General features: G+C 66.2%; 10 protein-coding genes and 1 pseudogene. 6 read left to right on the top strand and 5 right to left on the bottom strand.

What is annotated here, in order from left to right:
- Positions 1-325: 325 nt before the first annotated feature.
- The gene (locus AC3WJB_RS00900; protein WP_492677781.1) at positions 326-3,703 is read left to right on the top strand and encodes a WD40/YVTN/BNR-like repeat-containing protein; all 3,378 of its coding nucleotides are present in this window, start codon (positions 326-328) and stop codon (positions 3,701-3,703) included.
- Between the two features lie 163 nt (positions 3,704-3,866).
- Here the strand turns inward: AC3WJB_RS00900 and AC3WJB_RS00905 are convergent, their stop codons facing one another.
- The 3 genes from AC3WJB_RS00905 to AC3WJB_RS00915 all read right to left on the bottom strand — a co-directional run bounded on the left by AC3WJB_RS00905 (position 3,867) and on the right by AC3WJB_RS00915 (position 6,340).
- Entirely contained in the window at positions 3,867-4,589 is a 723-nt protein-coding gene (locus AC3WJB_RS00905) for a GNAT family N-acetyltransferase (protein WP_492677783.1), read from the bottom strand.
- Between the two features lie 209 nt (positions 4,590-4,798).
- Complete coding sequence (locus AC3WJB_RS00910) at positions 4,799-5,635, bottom strand: multicopper oxidase domain-containing protein (RefSeq protein ID WP_492677785.1); 837 nt, start codon at positions 5,633-5,635, stop codon at positions 4,799-4,801.
- A 279-nt stretch (positions 5,636-5,914) separates the two neighbouring features.
- Positions 5,915-6,340, bottom strand: coding sequence for a hypothetical protein (locus AC3WJB_RS00915; RefSeq protein ID WP_492677787.1), 426 nt, complete (start codon positions 6,338-6,340; stop codon positions 5,915-5,917).
- 185 nt (positions 6,341-6,525) lie between these two features.
- On the opposite strand from AC3WJB_RS00915, the gene AC3WJB_RS00920 reads away from it, so the two are divergent.
- The 5 genes from AC3WJB_RS00920 to AC3WJB_RS00940 all read left to right on the top strand — a co-directional run bounded on the left by AC3WJB_RS00920 (position 6,526) and on the right by AC3WJB_RS00940 (position 15,034).
- Positions 6,526-6,915: a hypothetical protein gene (locus AC3WJB_RS00920; RefSeq protein ID WP_492677789.1), complete on the top strand. Its 390-nt coding sequence runs from the start codon at positions 6,526-6,528 to the stop codon at positions 6,913-6,915.
- A 107-nt stretch (positions 6,916-7,022) separates the two neighbouring features.
- Positions 7,023-8,351, top strand: a complete 1,329-nt coding sequence (locus AC3WJB_RS00925; RefSeq protein WP_492677791.1) for a TolC family protein — start codon at positions 7,023-7,025, stop codon at positions 8,349-8,351.
- Positions 8,348-9,739 carry an efflux RND transporter periplasmic adaptor subunit gene (locus AC3WJB_RS00930; RefSeq protein ID WP_492677793.1) on the top strand — a complete coding sequence of 464 codons (1,392 nt, stop codon included), beginning with the start codon at positions 8,348-8,350 and terminating at the stop codon, positions 9,737-9,739. The genes AC3WJB_RS00925 and AC3WJB_RS00930 overlap by 4 nt, the downstream gene beginning before the upstream one ends.
- Complete coding sequence (locus tag AC3WJB_RS00935; RefSeq protein WP_492677795.1) at positions 9,736-12,891, top strand: efflux RND transporter permease subunit; 3,156 nt, start codon at positions 9,736-9,738, stop codon at positions 12,889-12,891. The genes AC3WJB_RS00930 and AC3WJB_RS00935 overlap by 4 nt, the downstream gene beginning before the upstream one ends.
- Positions 12,892-13,174: 283 nt before the next feature.
- Positions 13,175-15,034 (top strand): heavy metal translocating P-type ATPase, encoded by a 1,860-nt coding sequence (locus AC3WJB_RS00940; protein ID WP_492677797.1) that lies wholly within the window; start codon positions 13,175-13,177, stop codon positions 15,032-15,034.
- A 1,136-nt stretch (positions 15,035-16,170) separates the two neighbouring features.
- Here the strand turns inward: AC3WJB_RS00940 and AC3WJB_RS00945 are convergent.
- Positions 16,171-17,664 (bottom strand): annotated as a pseudogene (locus tag AC3WJB_RS00945) (ATP-binding protein); the annotation flags it as partial.
- A 51-nt stretch (positions 17,665-17,715) separates the two neighbouring features.
- Positions 17,716-20,493 (bottom strand): TrlF family AAA-like ATPase, encoded by a 2,778-nt coding sequence (locus AC3WJB_RS00950; RefSeq protein ID WP_492677799.1) that lies wholly within the window; start codon positions 20,491-20,493, stop codon positions 17,716-17,718.
- Positions 20,494-20,497 lie beyond the last annotated feature (4 nt).

Below are 20,497 nucleotides of genomic sequence, written 5' to 3' on the forward strand. Positions count from 1 at the left end.
GCCGACCTTACCCGATCGTCATTCCCGCGCAAGCGGGAATCCAGTGGCTCTCATTGCAACCAGCGGCTTCATTGCAAAAAACAGTTGAAGCACAAAAGCGCTGGATGACCGGACGTCCGCCTGTCGAGAGCCCCGCCTGCGCGGGAATGACGTCAGGGATTGGGGTGGGTTAGCTGGGGATTCTCCAAATCGGGACGTCCAGCCGGCCTGGCCGTCATTCCGCCCGATGCGCTTCATGACGGTGAAGCGCATTGCTGGAATGGCGGCCTGACGCGGGTTGCACAGACGTCCTTCGCGCCTTACAACCGACCAAAGGTATGCCGCAATGCCGATCCTACGACTGCTCTCCGCTGCCGCCATCGGCCTGGCCACGGCCGCATTTGGCCTGGTCACGCTGCCCACCGTTGCCAACGCACAAGCCACCCCCGCCAACACCGGCGCCACGACACCCAGCACGTACGGTGAGATGCACTGGCGCGGCATCGGCCCGACCCGCGGCGGCCGCGCCAGGGCGCTGGACGGCGTCCCCAGCCAACCCAACGTGTTCTACGCCGGCTTCGACAACGGCGGCGTTTGGCGCTCGACCGACTACGGCTCGAACTGGGTCCCGCTGTTCGACGACCAGCCGACCGGCTCGATCGGCGCAATCGCGGTCGCGCCGTCCGACCCCAACGTCATCTACGTCGGCACCGGCGCCGGCATCATCCGCCCGGACCTGGCCACGGGGGACGGCATGTACAAATCCACCGATGCCGGCAAGACCTGGACCCACCTCGGCCTGCGCGACAGCCAGATGATCGCGAACATCGCGGTCGACCCACACGATCCAAACCGCCTGTTCGTCGCCGCACTCGGCCATCCCTACGGCCCGAACGCCGAGCGCGGCATCTTCCGTTCCACCGACGGCGGCCAGACGTTCCAGAAGGTGCTGTACAAGGACGAATACGTCCGCGGCAACGACGTACGCATCGATCCCAGCAACCCGAACGTCGTCTACGCCGCGCTCTGGCAGCAGCAGGAGGCCTACATCGAAGGCAAGGAGTTCGGCGGCACCGACGGTGGCATCTTCAAGTCCACCGATGGCGGCAGCACCTGGAGCAAGCTCACCGACGGCCTGCCCGGCGGCGTGATCCAGGCCAACCTCAGCGTCTCCCCGAGCGAGCCGAACGTGGTCTACGCCATGGTCGCCGGCACCGCGGGCAAGGTACCAACGGCCAAGGAAGGCACGGGCGGCACGATCAACCTCTACAAGTCGACGGACGCCGGCGCGCACTGGCACCTCGCCGCGCGCGACCCGGCAAACCCGGGCTCCTCGCCGACCGCCACGCTCGACCCGCGGCCGCTCGTGCGCATTGGCGGCGGCGACCTGCCGATGATTGCCGTCGACCCGAAAAACGCGAACGTGGTCTACAGCGGCTCGACCGTGTTCTGGCGCACCGAGGACGGCGGCGTCACCTGGAGCGCGGTACGTGGCGCGCCTGGCGGCGACGACTACCAGAACATCTGGATCAACCCGAACGACACCAACATCCTCTTCGTGGTCGCCGACCAGGGCGCGATCGTCTCCGGCAACCGCGGCGCGTCGTGGAGCAACTGGTACAACCAGTTGACCGCCGCGATGTACCACGTCTCCACCGACAACGCGTTCCCGTACCGCGTCTGCGGTGGCCAGCAGGATTCGGGCTCAGCCTGCGTCGACAGCCGCTCGATGGACGGCCGCATCACGTTCCACGACTGGCACCCGGTGAACATCCAGGAATACGGCATCGCCGCACCGGACCCGACGGATCCGGACCTCGTCTTCGGCAGCCAGCGCAGCAACGTGTCGCTGTACAACCGCAAGACCGGCCAGACCACCCAGGTCGGCCCAGACGCGGCGGCGCGCGGCACGGAATTCAACCGCAACGTGCGCACCATGCCGATCCTGTGGTCGCCAGTGGATGACAACACGCTGTACTACACCTCCAACGTGGTGTGGAAGTCCACGGACCGGGCGCACAGCTGGACGCGCATCAGTCCGGATCTCTCGCGGCAGACCTGGAAGGTGCCGGCCACGACCGGCAAGTATGGAAAGCAGGTCAAGTCCGAACAGGCCGGCAGCATCACCGCGCTCTCGGCTTCCCCGCTGGACGCGGGCGTGCTCTGGGCCGGCACCGACGATGGCAACATCCAGGTCACGACCGACGGTGGCGCCAAGTGGTCCAACGTGACCCCGCCAGCAATCAAGCCGTGGACGCGCATCTTCAACATCGAGGCCGGGCATTTCGACAAGCAGACCGCCTATGCCGCCGCGAACACGATGCGCATCGACGACATGAACCCGCACCTGTGGCGCACGCGCGACGGCGGCAAGACCTGGACGGAGATCAACAACGGCATCGCGTCCGGCGCCGTCACCAACACCATTCGCGAGGATCCACGCAAGCCGGGCCTGCTCTACGCCGGCACGGACACCCAGGTGTGGGTGTCGTTCGATGATGGCGACCACTGGGAATCCCTGCGCCTGGACATGCCCGCCATCTCGGTGCGTGACCTGGAACTCAAGGACGACCCCGGCTGCCTGTGCTCGGACCTGATCGCCGCCACGCATGGCCGCGGTTTCTACATCCTGGACAACGTCACGCCGCTGCGCCAGGTGGCCGAAGCACGTAGCGCCAAGGAAGCCTACCTGTTCAAGCCGCAGACCGCGGTGCGCATCCGCATGGGCACGAACGATCCGACGCCGTGGGCGCCGGAATTGCCGGCCGGCGAAAACCCGCCAAACGGCGCGCTCATCGATTACTACCTCGCCGCCGACATGGCCGGCCCGCTCACGATCGACATCGTGGACAGCGCCGGCAAGGTGGTGCGCACCTATTCCAGCGAGCTCAAGCGCGAGGTCGATCCGGCCGTGGACCCGGCAGCCTACGACAAGGTGTGCCAGGCCAATCCGCATGCCCCGGACTGCTCCGTGCCGCTGTACTGGCCGGCGCGCATCCGCTCCATGCCAACCAGCGCGGGCATGCACCGCATCAGCTGGAACCTGCGCTACCAACCGCTCGCCAGCCAGCGCGGCGAACCCGAAGCCACCGGCGCGGTGCCGAAGCGCAGCTCGCCTGCGCCAAGCTCCGCCTGGGCCCCAGCCGGCGAGTACACCGTGCGCCTCACGGTCGGCGGCCAGAGCTATACGCAGCCACTGACGCTGCACATGGACCCGCGCGTCACCACCTCGTCCGCCGATCTGGCGCAGAACGACAAGCTCGCCATGGAAATGTACGAGCTGGCGCGTGATGCGCGCATGGCCTACGGGCAAGCCCATGACCTGGGCCAGATGGTGGCGAAGCTCGATGCCGCACCACGCGCCACCCGCGATGCGTTCAAGGCACGGATCGACGCCCTGGCGCCGGATGAGGTCCGCGGCTTCCGTGGCTTTGGCCGCGGCTACCAGGTGGCTACGACGCTCAACGGCGTGGGTGACGCGGCGCTTGCCGCGCTGCGCTCGCTGCAGTCCGCGGACACGGCGCCCACGGCCGCCCAGACGGCCGCGACCTTACGCGCCAAGGAGCAATGGCAGGCGGTCAACGCGAAATGGGACGAGGTGAAGGCCAAGTATCTGCCTGCTTTCAACACCGCGCTGACCAGCAAGGGCCAGGCTGCATTGACGCTGCCGCCGCTACGCCTGCCCGCCGCGCTGCCCAGCGACGAGAACGGCAACAAGCAATAAGCCCGAAAGCCAAAAGCCGCCCCCTCACCCCCTGGCAAAGCCAGGGGAGAGGGTGGGGGTGAGGGGGCGCTTTTGCTTGGCCCATCCGTCCAGCAGCCGCCGATGAAGAAACCAATACGGCGGAGCGATCCGGGCTCCAACCCTCGTTCCGCAGCGCCGCCATTCAGGCCGGTTGGGCCGTGCGATGCTCGAGTACGGCAACGTGCACGTCGCAGCGCCAGTGGAAGCCCAGGCGTTCATACAGCGCAATGGCCGCGTGGTTGGTTTTCCAGGAATGCAGGAACGGCGTATCGCCGCGCGCGGCAATATCCGCCATGACGTGCCGCGACAGATGCGAGGCCAAGCCGCGGCCACGGAAATCCGGATGCGTGCACACGCCACTGACTTCCGCGTAGCCAGGAAAGCGGAAGCGCTCGCCGGCCATGGCCGCAAGCCGCCCATCGATGCGGATGCCGAAAAAGTTACCCATGCGGCCGGTACCACGCAGGAAGGGGCCGGGCTCGGTCAGCGTGGCCAAGGCCAGCATCTCCTCGGCATCGGCCTCGCCCAGCGGCACGATGGGCCCGGCTCCGGTTCCGGCTTCTTCGGCCGCGATCGGCGCCTCGGCCACCATCTGCACGCACATGGCCTGCTTGAGCGCGACCAGTTCGGGCGGAATGCGGATCTCCGGCACCTGCAGGATGTAGACCGGATCCCGCGGCCGCACCAGGCCCGCCAAGGCCGCCAGCGCCGGACCGCTGTCGTCCCGCGCGGAAGCAAACCGGTTGACGTCCGGAGCATAGCGCAGCGCCAGCCCGCCGCCCTCGGCCAAATGCGCATGCCTTGATGTCAGGCTGGCCCAGACCGGCCGGTCGAGCAGCCCGACTGCCGACGTAGCTGCGCCCATGAAGGAATCAGGTCCCTGCGAAAAGTCTCCGGCCAACGTGTGCTCTCCCATGTCCTGCGGACCACGCCAAACTTGCACGTGCAAGCGCATTGTCCTCCGAATGCCGCAGTGTGGCCTGCACGCCGTCTTGCCGCAGCGTCCACGGCATCGGGCGGCATGGGCGTCCACCAGGGTGGCGAGCAATCAAGGCGAACTTCGCCAGCGATCGGCTAGGCGCAATCGAACAGGGCCATGAAGCCGTAATCCATGTGCAACTGCATATGGCAATGCAGGAGGGACAGGCCCGGCTGGTCGGCGGTGAAATCCACTTCCATGGTCTGGTAGCCGCCCAGCATCGCCACGTCCTTGCGCACGCCCGCCGTCGCCTCGCCGGCGATGCTCGTGATCTCGAAGCTGTGGCGATGCAGGTGCATCGGGTGGATGTCGTCGCTCACATTGCGCAGGCGCAGGCGGTAGCGCTTGCCGAGTCGCAGCGTCCGGGTTGTCGGCATGGCCGCGTTGTCGTAGGCGACACCGTTGATGATCCACCGGTTGAAGCCGTGCGCCGCGGCATTGTCCTTGGCAATCAGCAGATCGATGGTTTCATCGGGCGCGCGTGGGGGCCGCGCATCCGGTTGGGCGAAGCGCCGGTAATCCCAGCGGAACGGCGGCGGCTTTTGCCAGGCAGGTTTGCCGGCCGCACCGGCATATTCGACCACCAGCCCCATGCCGCGTCCGCGATCGTCATCGTCCAGGTCGCCCAGGATCCAGACGCCGGGATGATCCATTTCGACGACCGCGCTGACGCGCTCGGCGGTACCGATCCACAACACCGGCACGTGCGCCGGCCGCGGGACCGGATTGCCATCCAACGCGACCACCTGGAACGCATGCCCCGGCAGCGCGAGGCTGCGGATTTCAGTGGCGCTGCCGTTGAGCACGTGCAGCAGGACGCGTTCGCCGCGCTTGACGCGGAGGGGCTCGCCGGAGCCGAGCATGCGGCCATTGATCGCAAACGCCTGGTAGCCCGATGAAAATTGCCGGCCGCGCCTGCACCCAGCCGGCATGCACGCTTCGAGCGCCGCCAAACTGCCCACCTCAGGAAAGTGCGCCGATCCAGTCCCATGCGGGCAAGCATATGCCGGGCAGCTCCAGGGGCACCGATGCGACGAGCTTCCCGCCTGGCGGCCATACCCCGTCGATGCGCTGGCGGCCGCGGCCAACCTGCACTTCCTGCTCGCGGTGGCGGGGTTTGCCCTCCTCGGGATTGACGTACTCGTCTGACCGACGCGGCAAATCGAGTCAAGCACCCCATCGCACGACCGCCACCGCTCCCCGTCACCAATTCAGGGTTTGCTGTACGCCATCATCACCGTGATCTTGTCGCCACGCTTCAAGCTGTCCTGGGTGAGACCAGGGAACTGAAGCTTCAGCGCCCTGCCGCCGGACTGCACGTCCACGACGCCGGTCTTGGCGTCAGCCGCTGTCACGGTCGCCTCGATGGCGTGCATGCCTTTCACCCGTGCGCAGGGGGCGCCCGCCGCGCCTTGCATCCCGCGCATCCCTTGCATGCCCTGCATCGCGTGCATGCACGACATCATGCCGCGCATGTCGCCCGGGCCACCTTGGCCGCGGTGCATGCCGCCCATCATGCCCTGGCTGCTGCCGCTGGCCGGCATCATGTTCTGCGCCGACCCGGTGACGACCATCCCGAAGGCGAGCACCAACGCACCCGCCATCGAGGCCAACGTCTTGCCTGAAACAATTTTCATGATGGTTCTCCGCTGTTATCCGTGATGGAACCGCCAAACTGCAAGCGCCGCCGTGCACGACAGGTCAACCCGCGTCTCGACTCCGCGCCTGCAGGGCATCGTCACCCGGCAAAGACCGGGCAAGTTGACGGGCATCAAACAATCGTCCCGAAGGCTTGCACTACACTCACGACATGCGGTCCTGCATGAAACCGACGCGACGCACCCGCCTGCGACTGGCTTTGCTGGTTGTGCTGGCGTTGCTGTTCCAGCAGACGGCGCTGGCTGCCTACGTGTGTTCGAGCGCGGACATGCCGGCGCACGACACGGCGATGGCGGTACATTGCGAAGGGATGCCGATGACGCAGACCGGACAGCTTCCGGCGTTGTGCCCGGCGCATTGTTCGCAACAGCCGATGACCACGCCAGACCTGCATGCGCCGGTCGTGCCGCCGCTGCTGATGCCGGCGTTGCCGCCGACGTCTGCGTTGGCGCTGACCGCCCTGCCCGCGGCGAGCACGCAACACGCGCGTGCCGCGGCGTGGCGACTATCGGGCATCCCGCCGACGCTGCAATTTCGCGTACTCCTGATCTAGACCTCCCCAGGTGAGCCCGCAGCCGCGTTTCGCGGCTGCGTCTGCTTGTTTCCGGAGGTCATATGCGTATTTTTCCGCCCTCATGGCGCGCGCCCGCGCCTTGCACCGTGCTGCTTTCACTCCTTGCGCTGCTGCCGGCATCCGCCGCCAGTGCCGCGCAAGACGTCGTGTCGCCACGTCTGCGCTTGATGCCAACCGCACCCGTCCCCCAAGCACCGGCGACCACCCGCGATGTCGTCACCGGCACGCCGCTCAGCCTCGAGGAGGCTATCCGCGTCGCCGCATCCCGCGCGCCACAGGTGCAGGCCAGCCAGTACCGCATCGAGGCCGCGCAGCAAGATGCGGTCCGCGCCGGTCGCCTGCCCGACCCCATGCTGGTCGCGGGCATCAGCAGTCTGCCGGCGACGGGACCGCGAGCCTTCAATGCGGCAGCTGACGACATGACCATGCGCCAGGTCGGCCTGACGCAGGAAATTCCTTCGCGCGCCAGGCGCGTGGCGGAAACCCAGGTCGCCCAGGCCGGCGTGCAACTGGCCAATGCCGATGCAGTGAGCCTGCGGCTGGCCACCAAGGAAGTCGCAGCGAGTGCCTGGGTCACGCTGTGGGCGGCCGAGCGGGAACACACGCTGCTCAAGGAACTTGGCGACCCGACCCAGCTTGCCGTCGCGACCAGCCAGGCGAGGCTTGCCGCCGGCACTGGCACGGCCACGGATGCCCTGGCCGCGCGTGCCGACGCCGAGGCGCTGGCGAACCAGGTCGATGCGGCGGACGCGTCTGTCAACGCAGCGCGTGCGGGCCTGGAGCGCTGGTTGGGCGAGGCCGCCAACCGGCCACTCGGAGAACCACCCGATTTTTCGTCGCTGCGGGTGCCCGAGGCCGAACTGCAAGACAGCCTGGACCGGCAGGGACCGTTGCTGGCCTGGGGCCCGCGCCAGGACCAGGCCGCGGCGGCAATCGCACTCGCCCGCGCGGACCAGCGTCCGAACTGGAGCGTGTCGCTGATGTACGGCGAGCGCATCCATCGCCCGGACATGCTCGGCATTGAATTTGGGATGAGCCTGCCGCTGTTTTCCGGCAATCGGCAGGATCGCAACGTCAGCGCGCGCTACGCCGATCACGCCGCAGTGCGCGCGCAATTCGAGGATGCACGTCGGGCCCAGGGCGAAGCGATCGCCCAGGCCGTAGCGGCCTGGCAAGGCTGGAACCGGCAAGTGCGCCGCTACCGCGAGCAGCTGCTGCCGCTGGCCGCCGACCGCTCGCGCACCGCACTCGCCGCTTACCGCGGTGGAGGTTCCCTGGAACCCTGGTTGGCCGCACGCCGCGATGAAATCCGCATCCGCGTCGATTACGCGAACGCGTTGTCGGCGCAGGGCAAGGCCTGGGTGGCGCTTGCCTACCTGCTGCCCGACCACTCTGCCCAGGAGCTGCCGCAATGAAACGAATCCTCATGACGGCCGGTGCACTGCTTGCGCTCGCCATCGCCGGTGCGATTGGTTATTTCGTCGCCCGACAGGCCGCCCCCGCGCGGACCCCGGCCACCGCCGAACCCGAGCGCGAGGTGCTGTACTGGTATGACCCGATGGCGCCGCAGCAGCACTTCGACCAGCCGGGCCTCTCACCCATGGGCATGCAGATGGTGCCCAAATACGCAAACGAGACGGGATCGGCAGAACCCGGCGTGGTCCGGATCGATCCGAGCGTGACCGAAAACCTCGGCGTCCGCACGGCTCCCGTGAAGGTCGCGCCGCTCGACGAAGCCATCCGCGTGCCGGCGACGGTGACCTGGGACGCGCGCGAGTCGGTCACGGTCAGCGCCCGGGTCGATGCCACGGTCGATCGCCTGTATGTGCGCGCACCGTTCGACACGGTGCGCAAAGGTGAGCCACTGGCGGAAGTGCTGGCGCCGGCATGGAGCGCCGCCGCCGCCGAGTATCTGGCGCTGGCGCACGCGGACTCGGCAGCCGGACGCAGCCTGCGTGGCGCCGCCTTGCAGCGTTTGCACACGCTCGGCATGGATGCCGCGACGGTCGCGGGCTTGCGCGCGGCCGATCCGCGGATCTCCCTGCGGGCGCCGATCGACGGCGTCGTCACCCAATTGCAGGTCGCGCAGGGTGCGCACGTCAGCGCGGGTTCGCCCCTGCTGACGCTCAATGCGCTCGATCACGTCTGGGTGGAAGCGGACGTGCCCCAGGCCCAGATGGCTGGCGTCGCCCCTGGCACGCCGGTGACGGTCACGGTGAGCTCGGCGCCGGACGAGGCCCTCTCCGGAACCGTGCAGGCGGTCTTGCCACAGGTCGACCCGGCCACGCGCACCCAGCGCGTGCGCATCGAACTGCCCAATCCGCAGCGCGGGCTCGCACCGGGCCTGTTCGCGGAAGTGGCGATCCATGTGCCGCCCGGCGCGCCGCATCCGCTCGTCCCGGACGATGCGTTGATCGCGACCGGCGACGCCAGCCGGGTGATCGTCGCGATCGGCGATGGGCGTTTTCGCGCGGTGCCGGTCAAGACTGGACGCTCGGCGAACGGCGAGACCGCCATCCTCGCCGGCCTGGCGGGGGGCGAACACGTGGTGACCTCCGGGCAATTCCTGATCGATTCGGAAGCAAGCCTTGCGGGCGCCGTGCAGCGCCTGGACACCGCGGGCGAACCCTCCGCTGCAACCACTCTCCGCCGGCAGGACGCGGGTGGGCCGACGCACGGCGTGCCGACGCCAGCAGCCACCTCCGGGCACTCGAACCATCTCCCGAAGGCAGCGGCAGACCACATGCTGCATGACATGCCGATGCCGGCAAGCACCTCCGGTGCGAAGGAGCACCAGCCATGATCGCGCGCCTGATCCACTGGTCGATCGGCAACCGGCTCCTGGTGCTGCTGGGCGCGGTGGTGCTGGCGGTGGTCGGCACGCTGTCCCTGCTGCGGACGCCGCTCGAAGCCCTGCCCGACCTGTCGGACACCCAGGTCATCATCCGCACTCCTTGGGCGGGCCGATCGCCGCAACTGGTCCAGCAGCAGGTGACCTACCCGCTCTCGACGCTGATGATGTCGGTGCCCGGCGCGACGACGGTGCGCGGGTATTCGTTTTTCGGCGATTCGTTTGTGTATGTGCTGTTCGCCGACGGCACGGACCTCTATTGGGCGCGTTCGCGGGTGCTCGAATACCTGAGCCAGGCGCAGGGCAAGCTCCCCGCGGGCGTGGTGCCGAGCCTCGGGCCGGATGCGACCGGGGTTGGCTGGATTTACGAGTACGCGCTGGTCGATCCGACCGGGCAGCACGACCTTGGCCAGTTGCGTGCCCTGCAGGACTGGTTCCTGCGCTATCGCCTGAAGGCGGTGCCGAACGTCGCCGAGGTCGCGAGCGTGGGCGGCCAGGTGCGCGCGTGGCAGGTCGTGCCCGATCCCGCCAAGTTGGCGGCAGTCCGCCTGACCGTGGCGCAGTTGGCCGACGCGATCCGCGCCGCCAACGGCGCCAGCGGCGGCTCGGTGATCGAACAGGGCGAAGCCGACCTCATGATCAACAGCGAGGGGTATCTCAAGACCGCCGGGGACTTCGCGCGGATTCCGGTGGCCACGGGAGCCGACGGCACGCCCGTGCTGCTGCGCGAGGTGGCGCAGATCCGGCGCGGCCCCACCTTGCGCACCGGCATCGCCGAACTGGACGGCCGCGGCCAGGTCGTGGGCGGCGTGGTGGTGATGCGCTACGGCAAAAACGCGCTCGCCACGATCAACGCGGTCAAGGCGCGGCTGGCCGAGCTGCAGAAGAGCCTGCCGACGGGGGTCGAGGTCGTGCCGGTCTACGACCAGTCGCGCCTCATCGAGGCCGCCGTCCAAAACGTCAGCGAAAAGCTGATCGAGGAATTCCTGGTGGTGGCGCTGGTGTGCCTTCTGTTCCTCTGGCACCTGCGCTCGTCGCTGGTGGCGGTGGTGACGCTGCCGCTCGGGGTGCTCGCCGCCTTCATCGTGATGCACGCGCAAGGGGTATCGGCCAACCTGATGTCGCTCGGCGGCATCGCGATCGCGATCGGCGCCATGGTCGATGCGGCGGTGGTGATGATCGAGAACACCCACAAGCATCTGGAGACCTGGCAGCAGGCACACCCTGGGCGTGAACCGGCACCGGCCGAGCGCTGGCGTCTGGTCGCCGGGGCCATGGCGGAAGTGGGACCGGCGCTGTTCCTCAGCCTGCTGGTGATCACGTTCTCGTTCCTGCCGGTGTTCGCGTTGCAGGCGCAGGAGGGCCGGCTGTTCAAGCCACTGGCGTTCACCAAGACCTACTCGATGGCAGCGGCCGCGGCGTTGTCCGTGACGCTCGTGCCGGTGCTGATGGGGTATCTCGTGCGCGGGCGGGTCCGTGCCGAGCACGCGAACCCGATCAACCGCGCCTTGATCGCCGCCTACCGGCCTTTGCTCGCGCGAGTGCAACGCTGGCCGAAAGCGACCCTGCTGGTTGCGACCCTGGTCGTCCTGACCGCGCTGGTGCCGTTGCGGTTCCTTGGCAGCCAGTTCATGCCGCCCCTGGACGAAGGCAGCCTGCTGTACATGCCCACCGCGCTGCCGGAGCTTTCGGCGGGCAAGGCCGCGCAACTGCTGCAGCTCACCGACCGCATGCTGAAGACCGTCCCCGAGGTCGCGCATGTGTTCGGCAAGGCCGGCCGCGCGGACACCGCGACCGACCCGGCACCGCTCAACATGTTCGAGACGATCATCACGTTCAAGCCGAAAGACCAATGGCGGCCCGGCATGACCATGGACAAGCTCAAGGCCGAGCTGGATCACGCGGTCAAGGTGCCAGGGCTCACCAACCTGTTCGTCTATCCGATCCGCAACCGCGAGGAAATGCTCGCCACCGGGATCAAGGGTCCGATCGGCATCAAGGTGTTCGGCCCCGACCCGGCCGTCCTGCAGGCGCTCGCCGCACGCATCGAGACGGTCGCAAAAGGGGTGCCGGGCGTGCGTTCGGCCGCCGCCGATCGCGCCAACAGCGGCCGCTACCTCAATGTGCGGATTCGTCGCGAGACCGCCGCCCGTTACGGCCTGACCCAGCAGGACGTGCAGTCCCTGATTGCCACCGCGGTCGGCGGTGAACCGATCGACGAGACGATCGAGGGCTTGGAGCGTTATCCCATCGTGCTGCGCTATCCGCGCCTCGCGCGCGACACGCTCTCCGCGTTGCGCGCGCTCCCCATCCTGGCGCCAGGCGGCGCGCAGGTCACACTAGGCCAGGTTGCCGACGTCACGCTGGCCAGCGGTCCCTCGATGCTGACGGGCGAAGACGGGCAGCTCGTCACCAACGTCTATGTGGATACCGCGGAGAGCGACCTGGGTGGCCTGGTCGCATCGCTGAAAAGCGCGACCGCGGATCAAGTGCAGTTGCCCTCGGGGTACACCTTGGGCTGGGCCGGCCAGTTCCAGTACCTGCAGCATGCCGAACAACGACTGCGACTGGTGGTGCCGCTGACGCTCGCGATCGTGTTCCTGCTGATCTGGCTGATCTTCCGCGATGCCGCACAGGTCGCGATCGTGCTGTTCACGGTGCCGGCGGCATTGGCAGGCGGCTTGTGGCTGGTCTGGTTGCTCGGCGAATCGGTGTCGGTCGCCACCGTGATTGGCTTCATCGCGCTCGCCGGGGTCACCGCCGAGTTCGGGGTCGTGATGATGCTGTTCCTGCGGCAGGCCTGGGAACGACGCGCCGCCGCGGATGGCGCCAACGAAACCGCGCTGGAAGAGGCGATCCGGGAAGGCGCACAGATGCGGGTGCGCCCGATCGCGATGACGGTGGCCGTGATCCTCGGCGGCCTGTTGCCCATCATGCTCGGCCAGGGCGCGGGTGCGGACCTGGTGCGTACGATTGCCACGCCCATGGTGGGCGGCATGTTGATCGCCCCGATCCTCTCGATGCTGGCCATCCCGGCGGCATTTCGCCTCCTGGAGCGGCAGCGCCTGCGGCGGCTGGCGGCACAGGGAAGTGAGGGCGCCTGACCGGCCTCAACGCCTATGCGCACTTGGATGACACGATCGGCCCTATCGATAAACACGTTGCCCGATCAATCCGTGCCCAAGGCAAATGCGCTACCTGGTGGCCTGACGAGGCCCAGGCATTCGCCCACGTAGGGACCTGAACATGCACGATCCACACGCTCCGCACCACGGCGGCCACCCTCATGGGGGCCCACCTGCACCGCACCCGGGCGGCCCGAGCGGCGCAGCCGCCAGCGTTTCCCATGCCCAACATGCAGGGCACGCAGGCCACGATCACGCCGCCATGGTCGGCGATTTCCGCAAGCGGTTCTGGATCACGCTGCTGTTGACGCCGCCGGTCCTGCTGCTCTCGCCAATGATCCAGCACATGCTGGGCATCACGGGGCTTGCGTTCCCCGGTGATCGCCATGTGCTGTTTGTGCTTTCGACCATCGCCTACGGCTACGGCGGCTGGCCTTTCCTGGGCGGCTTCGCCGCCGAAATGCGCAGGCGGCAACCGGGGATGATGACCCTGATTGCGCTGGCAATCTCCTCCGCCTATTTCTTCTCGGCAGCCGTCACCTTCGGCTTCCCCGGCCAGGAGTTCTACTGGGAGCTGGTGACGCTGATCGTCGTCATGCTGCTCGGCCACTGGGTCGAGATGCGTTCGGTGATGGGCGCCTCCCGCGCCCTGGAAGAGCTCGTCAAGCTGCTGCCCGACAGCGCCACCCGTGTCGAGGCCGACGGCAGCACGTACGAGGTGCCAATCAGTTCGTTGCAGCCAGGTGACCGCGTCATCGTCCGGCCCGGCGCCAAGGTGCCCGTGGACGGTGAAATCACCGAAGGTTCGTCGGGCTTCAACGAAGCGATGCTCACCGGCGAATCCAGACCCGTGACGAAGGGCGTCGGTGCAACTGCCATCGGCGGGGCAATCAACGGAGCGAACGCGGTCACCATCCGCGTCTCGGCCACCGGGGACGCCACCTACCTTTCGCAAGTCATCGAACTGGTGAAGAAGGCGCAGCAGACCCGTTCGCGCACCCAGGACATCGCGAACCGCGCCGCCGTCTGGCTGACGTACATCGCGCTGACCGTCGGCTTCGGCACGCTGATCGTCTGGAAGCTGGTCCTCGGGGCCCCGACCACGTTCGCCATCGAGCGCATGGTGACGGTCATGGTGGTGGCCTGCCCCCATGCACTGGGGTTGGCCGTGCCGCTGGTCGTTGCGGTAAGCACATCGCTCAGCGCCCGCCATGGCCTGCTGATCCGTGACCGGGCCGCGTTTGAACGGGCGCGCAAGCTCGATGCAGTCGTGTTCGACAAAACCGGCACGCTGACCGAGGGTCGCTTTGGCGTCAGCGACATCGTGCTGCTCGGCGCTGGCGACGAGCGTGACGAGCTCGCGTTCGCGGCCGCTGCCGAGAGCCAGTCCGAGCATCCCATCGCCAGGGGCATCGTGGCCGAGGCAAAGAACCGCAACGTTCCCGTGCCAAAAGCCAGCGATGTCGGCAACATCACCGGCGAGGGCATCACCGCGCGGGTCGACAACCAGCAAGTCCGCATCGTCAGTCCCGGCCACTTGGCCCGCCAAGGCCAGCCGGTCGCCCACGGGAAGCTCGACCAGTTCGAATCGGCCGGAAAGACGGTCGTCGTGCTGGAGCGCGACGGCGTTCCGCGCGCGCTGTTCGCACTGGCGGACATCGTGCGGCCGGAGTCGAAAGACGCCGTTGCCGAACTGACCCGGCTGGGCATTCGTTCGGTGATGCTCACCGGCGATGCACGCGGCGTGGCTGCATCGGTATCCGGGGAGCTCGGCATCACGGAATACTTCGCCGAAGTGCTGCCCAGCCAAAAATCGGAAAAGATCCAGGAACTGCAGACACGTGGCCTGTCGGTCGCGATGGTCGGTGACGGCGTGAATGATGCGCCGGCGCTGGTGCAGGCCGACCTGGGCGTGGCGATCGGCGCCGGCACGGATGTGGCCGTGGAGTCGGCCCTCCGCTATTCGAAGTTCGATGATTGCAGCCCCAGCGTCTTGCCGTTTTCCTTGCCGGCGCGGACGGTGGTCTCGTCAAACCCTGCCGCGTGTTCGGCCTCGATGTCCACCCTGATGCGGACGCGGGTGGATGCGTCGGAAGTGAACAGCCCGATCAACTCCTTCTGAATGCTCGCAAATTGCAGCGACGCTCGCACTGGGTCAAGTTCCAGAGTCCCGAAGTAACGCGTCGGTCGCGCCCCGCCCGCTGTTACCGTGCTCCCAGCGGAGTTGCCGGTTGCCGCGGCAGTTCCCGCTCCAGTCGTAGCGCCCCTATTCGAGGCAGGAGGTGTGGCCGGCTCGGCGGCTTTCACTTTCGCCGCGTATTGTGCGGCGGCCGATGGTTCGATCAGCAACAGCGCGTCCATGTAGATCGCTGCCGTGTTGCCGAACGAGAAGCCGCGATACGCGTCGCCATCCTTGGCGGTTGCCAGCCCGAAGTACTCCTCGCTGGCCGCGCCTTCACTGATCGTGTCGCGCATGACGCTGGATCCGGCGAGGCGCGGAAGATAGAGGTATTGGCAGATTTTCTGCCACACGTCCTGCGCCGCCACGTCCGGCACGCCCTCCTTCCAGAACCAGCGCTTCAGTAGGTTGCGCAGGTGGATGGGCGCCCACTGCGTCACCACCAGCTCGTTCTCGGCGCAGACACGGTCGATTTCCTTGCCCAGCCCAGCGCTGGCCGGGTTCAGCGGATAGGCCTCCCATTCGATCTCGCCGATGCCTCCGCCGCGCTTCGGTGACTGTACCGGCACGACCAGCCACTTGAACGTTTCGCGTATCAGCCTCAGCACAGTGTCGTGCGTCTGCTCGCGATACTGGGTCGCCTGTCGCGCCTGCAGATTGTCCAGCGTCATTCGCAACTCGCGGCCGTCGTTTTCGATGCTGCGCCACGACAGCAGCGCCCGCACTGTGTCCTTCAGATGCCGCACTTGGTCGGCGTCGGCCGCCAGGAACAGCAACCGGTTCTGTTTCTGGCGCGGCTGGTCGCCGCGCGAACGCAGGATGGAGGCCGCTGCATCGCGTGCGGCGTTCGCACCGGAGCGCGACCAAGCCTGATCCGGCAACAGCACCACCAGGCGCAGGCTCCATTCGTCCGGAATATCGGCGGCTGGCGTGAACACATGCAGACCGAACGACGTTGCCCCCATCACGCGATTCACGGCGGTACGAATTTCATCCAGCACGTCGGCATCGGCGAAACGCTTCTTGCGCTCCTCCATCTCGCGGCGCAGGTTCGGGCGCACGTCCAGCCACCAGCGATCATTGCCCTTGTTGAGGTAAGTCAGCCGTGTTTCCAGCCGTCCAAGCGCGTCGCGATAGACGTGCGGCTGCTGGCCCGGTTGCAGGCAGCCCAGCACCACGCTTAAGGTTTCGATGCCTCGCGCGGTTTGATTCACCGAGCCCGGTGCACTACCAAGGAAAACGCTGCGCGCCACGCGCCGGCACGCCTGCACGGCGCCAAAGCGAGCATCGCGCGCGTCGAGCTCGGCCGGTTCGCTGCGTTCGCCGTCCACGTCGTGCTCCAGCACCGGATCCCAGCCCTGACCCAGATACGTGGTCAGCTCGGTGCGCACGTCGCCGTCGTACAGCGGCAAGCTGCCCGGCATCAGCAGCGGGTCCTGGTTGTTGTCCTGCCACAGGCGATGGATCACGCGCGCCATGAGCTTCAACACGCCGCGGGTGCGCTGGAAGTTTTGCAACGAGGACCAATCCTCGTACAGCCGCGCAAACACCTCGGGATGGATCGGGTAAGCCGAACACAGGCGCTGGTGATAGCGACTTTCCTGCGTTTCGCCCGGCAGCGAATCAGCGTGCTCGACGTAGCAATCCGAGAACGCACGGCAAACGGCGTCGGCCATGGCGCGGTCGCGGATTTCCGAGAACAGCCTGCGGCGCACGATCTCGAATGATTCCTCGGTTCCCACTGGCTTCCAGATCGCCTGCACGCGGCCAAAATAATGTTCCAGCGTGTGCAGCGCCGCGATACCGCGCGCGCTGCCGGCTTCCTGATCCGATTCCGGCAACGAAGCCAGCAGTACCGCGTTCGGCGCGACTTTCATCGCTTCGGTCAGCGCCTGCACGAACGTGAGGTTGGAATCCCACGTGCCGCCGGTGTATGACTTGCCTTCCTCGAACTGGCGCAGGTACGCCACCAGCTCGTCGATCAGGATCACACAGGGCGAATGCGTTTTAAGCAGGTCGGCCAGCACGACCTTACCGGGCGACGTGCCGCTGGCATCAGCATCGGCCACCTTCGCGTACGCGCTTGCGCCGCCAAGCTGCCACGCGAGTTCGCCCCACAGCGTGCACAGCGTCGCGCCTTCGACCTGCCGCGGCTGGTTGGGCGAGAGTTTGATGCCATCCAGTACCGCGATCGTGGATTTCGGCACCGCATCCAGTCTCGCCTTGCGCAGCAATTCCGGTATTCCCGCCAGTTTTTCTGCACGCAGGCCGGACGCCATGTGCATTACCGCCAGCAGCGTGTGTGTCTTGCCGCCGCCGAAAGCGGTCTGCAGCTGGATCACCGGATCGCCTTCGCCCTGCACCAGGCGCTTGGCGACCGACGTCAGCAGCGCCGCCATCCCCTCGGTGATGTAGGTGCGCTGGAAGAACAGTTCCGGATTCTGATATTCGTCGGTTGCCGAATGATCGTGCACGCGGCTGATGTCGGCCGCGAACTCCGCCTGTACGAACGTGCCCTTGCGCACGTCTTCGTGCGGGACGGCGACTTCACGCCAGGGTTTAAGATTCATCATCAACTCCAAAACACAAAGTGAGTAGCGCGCATTACACGCGGATCAGAGGTATCAGATTTCTTTGCCCAGGCGCTTCCAGCGGCGCTTGAAAGCCTCGTGGCCACCTTCCATTACCCGACAAACCTCCTCTCGCACCGCCTTTTCCTGCAAGGCACCGGACTGCGTAACGAAGCACTGGCCACCACCGAAGTCCATCGCGTGCACCAAGTCGGCGTCACCGTTGACCACCACGTTCGCATTGTGCGTTACCACGATCAACTGACGGCGCAATTTGTTCTGCCGAATCTGCTGCACGATCAACTCGTAGATCAGATGATTGTCGAGATCGTCCTCCGGCTGGTCGAGTACGATCGGCTCCTTACCGAAGGCCAGCAGAAACGCGAGTAATGCCGCCGAACGTTGACCCTGCGAACCCTCGCGGATCGAATGCCACTTGCCTTGGCGCTGGTATTCGATCCGCAGATCGTCTTCGGGGAACCAAGCAAGTATGCGGTCGGCAAACTCGGGCTTCTGCGCAGCCTTGATCAGAAATTTGCGGAAATACCCGCCGACTCGGTCGTCGGGACTTAAAAGACGGCTCTTTACTCCCTCCAACACGGTGTCCTTCATTGCTGGATCGGCTGTCGCCAAATCCCAAGCAAGGCCACGTTCCTGCTCGCCGCCCGACATTGACAGAATGTCACCCTCGAAATGTTCCGGTGCATCCAACAACTCACGCAATTCTCGTTCGATCACTTCGGCGTCAAAGCCCATCGGGGCCACATCTATGCGCACATGGGGGTTGTTGCTGATGGTTTGCCCGAGGAATTCCATGCGTGCTGCCGTAATGGCCTCTCGTCGCTGCTTGATGAGTGTTTGCTGCGCCGCGATCTGCTGAACGAGGCTTGAGCGCTCTTGTTTCAGTTGTACCAATGATTTGTGCTGCACCTCTAACGTCTGCCGCTCCTGGGTCAGGCGAGCAAACGCTTGCGGGTCCTCCACGCCTTGTTCGGCCAGCTGTTTCTGCAATGCGCCATGAGCTGCCGTGGCTGCCTTGCTGCGTTCCCACATGGCGAGTAGCCGCGGATCTTTGCTCTCGGTCTCAATCAAGCTCGAAAACTCAGTGGCCACCGTGCGCAGCTGACTGCGCACGGTATCCATCTTTGTTTCCATTTCGCGTCGCCACGCGAGCACTTCGGCGTTCTGAGTCGCGTCAAAGTAATTCTGTGGCCAGTCATCCAGTGGCAGATCATTCGACAGTGCCCGAACTTTCGTCGCGTTGTCGCGCAATTGTTCGAAGGTGGATTTCACCGTGCGTAACTGTCGCTGGGTCATCGCATAGTCGCGCAGCACTTGGGCCTGGTCGGATTGCGCCAACGTTTCCAGCTTGCGGTTAGCCTCAGTCAACTTGCGCTCCACTTCCGGCATCGCAGCCAAGCGGCCGTCCAGTTCGCGCAAGCGTGCGCGCTGGGTGAGAAAGGTGCGCCCGGCTTCGGTAAACGCCTCCTTCAGCGCCTTCACCTGACCAGCCTCGTCCACGATGGAAAGCAAGCTGCCGCGCGCACCGCTGGCCATCGCAGCAATCTGCCCCTGTGACAGGATGCGCACCGGGAACCGGTCGGCGTTGACGGCCTGGCTCGGGGACTGCACCCAGGCCCCGCCCTGCCGTTGTTCTACCGTGACGGCGCTCGGTCCCGCTTGCCAGCACAGTCGGAAGTCCTCGCCATCGTCCTGCCACTCGACGCGGATTTCGGTGTTTGCGAGCAGTGCACCATCACCATCGCGCCCACGGCAAATGGTGAGAAAGGCATCAAGCTGCCGCTTTGGCTCGCTGCCCTCCAACTCATCAGCACGCCCGAGCGCTAATCGAAGCGTGTGCACCAGTGTCGATTTGCCCGTACCGCGACCTCCTACAATCGCATTGAAGAACGGCGAGCAGGCGACGCGCGCGGGATTGCCACGCCCCATGATGCGCGCATCCGCCACCTCGATGGCGCGGATGACATGCTTCGGCACGTCGAACGGTTTGAAATGATCGGCGGCACCATCTTCCACGCGCTTAAGGGAAATATCGTTGCCATCCAGCAAGGCTAGCCGCAAACCTTCCAGCGCTGGTTTGGCCATCTTGACCCAGGTATAGCGGCTGCCCGGCGTGTTCCCGCCGCGGAAGTTGTGGCAGTCACTGCCCAGCACTTGCGCCAGAGAGTGAGCGTGTTGCTTTGTGCACTCGGGGAAAGGCGCTCCATTGTCTGTCCATTCGATGGCCAGCAAACCCTCCACGGAAAGAGCTTGCTCAATCGCGTGCGCGCTGACTTCCGACCTTTGCGTGCCTGATTGACACCGCAGCAGGCCTTTGGCCGTATCGGCATGAGCGGGAATCGCAATGGCACCGGCTTCCCGAACCTTGGCGAGGACGTGCTCGATGCTCTCGCTGGTTTCGGCATCGCTGTCGCCCTTGGTGCCGCGATAGCCAACGGCACCGAGCAGGCTGTCGATGTCGGCCGTGGCGGCAGACGTATCGAAAATGGCGAGAATGTGCACCCCGCCATTGGTCGAGATTTCCACACCCGGAAAGATGGTCAATGGTCTGAAGTCGGCAGGCCTTGCCTGTTCTAGGCCAGCGTAGGCCCGCTTCAAATCGTCAATCCACGAGCCGGTGTTGTGGTCCGTCACCGCGACACAATCGATGCCGGTGGCCATGTACTGCAGCAACCACTTCTCGGGTGTTATCTCGTTTGCTGTGCCCTTGGCCTCCTGCCAAGGGCGGGTATCAAGCGACGCCGGCGTGTGTGTATGGAAATCAAACTTCCACCAGCGCGACCCTGGATAGGGCCATGATGCAACTGACATGAGC

This window comes from Rhodanobacter sp. FW510-R10 (genome assembly GCF_058781105.1).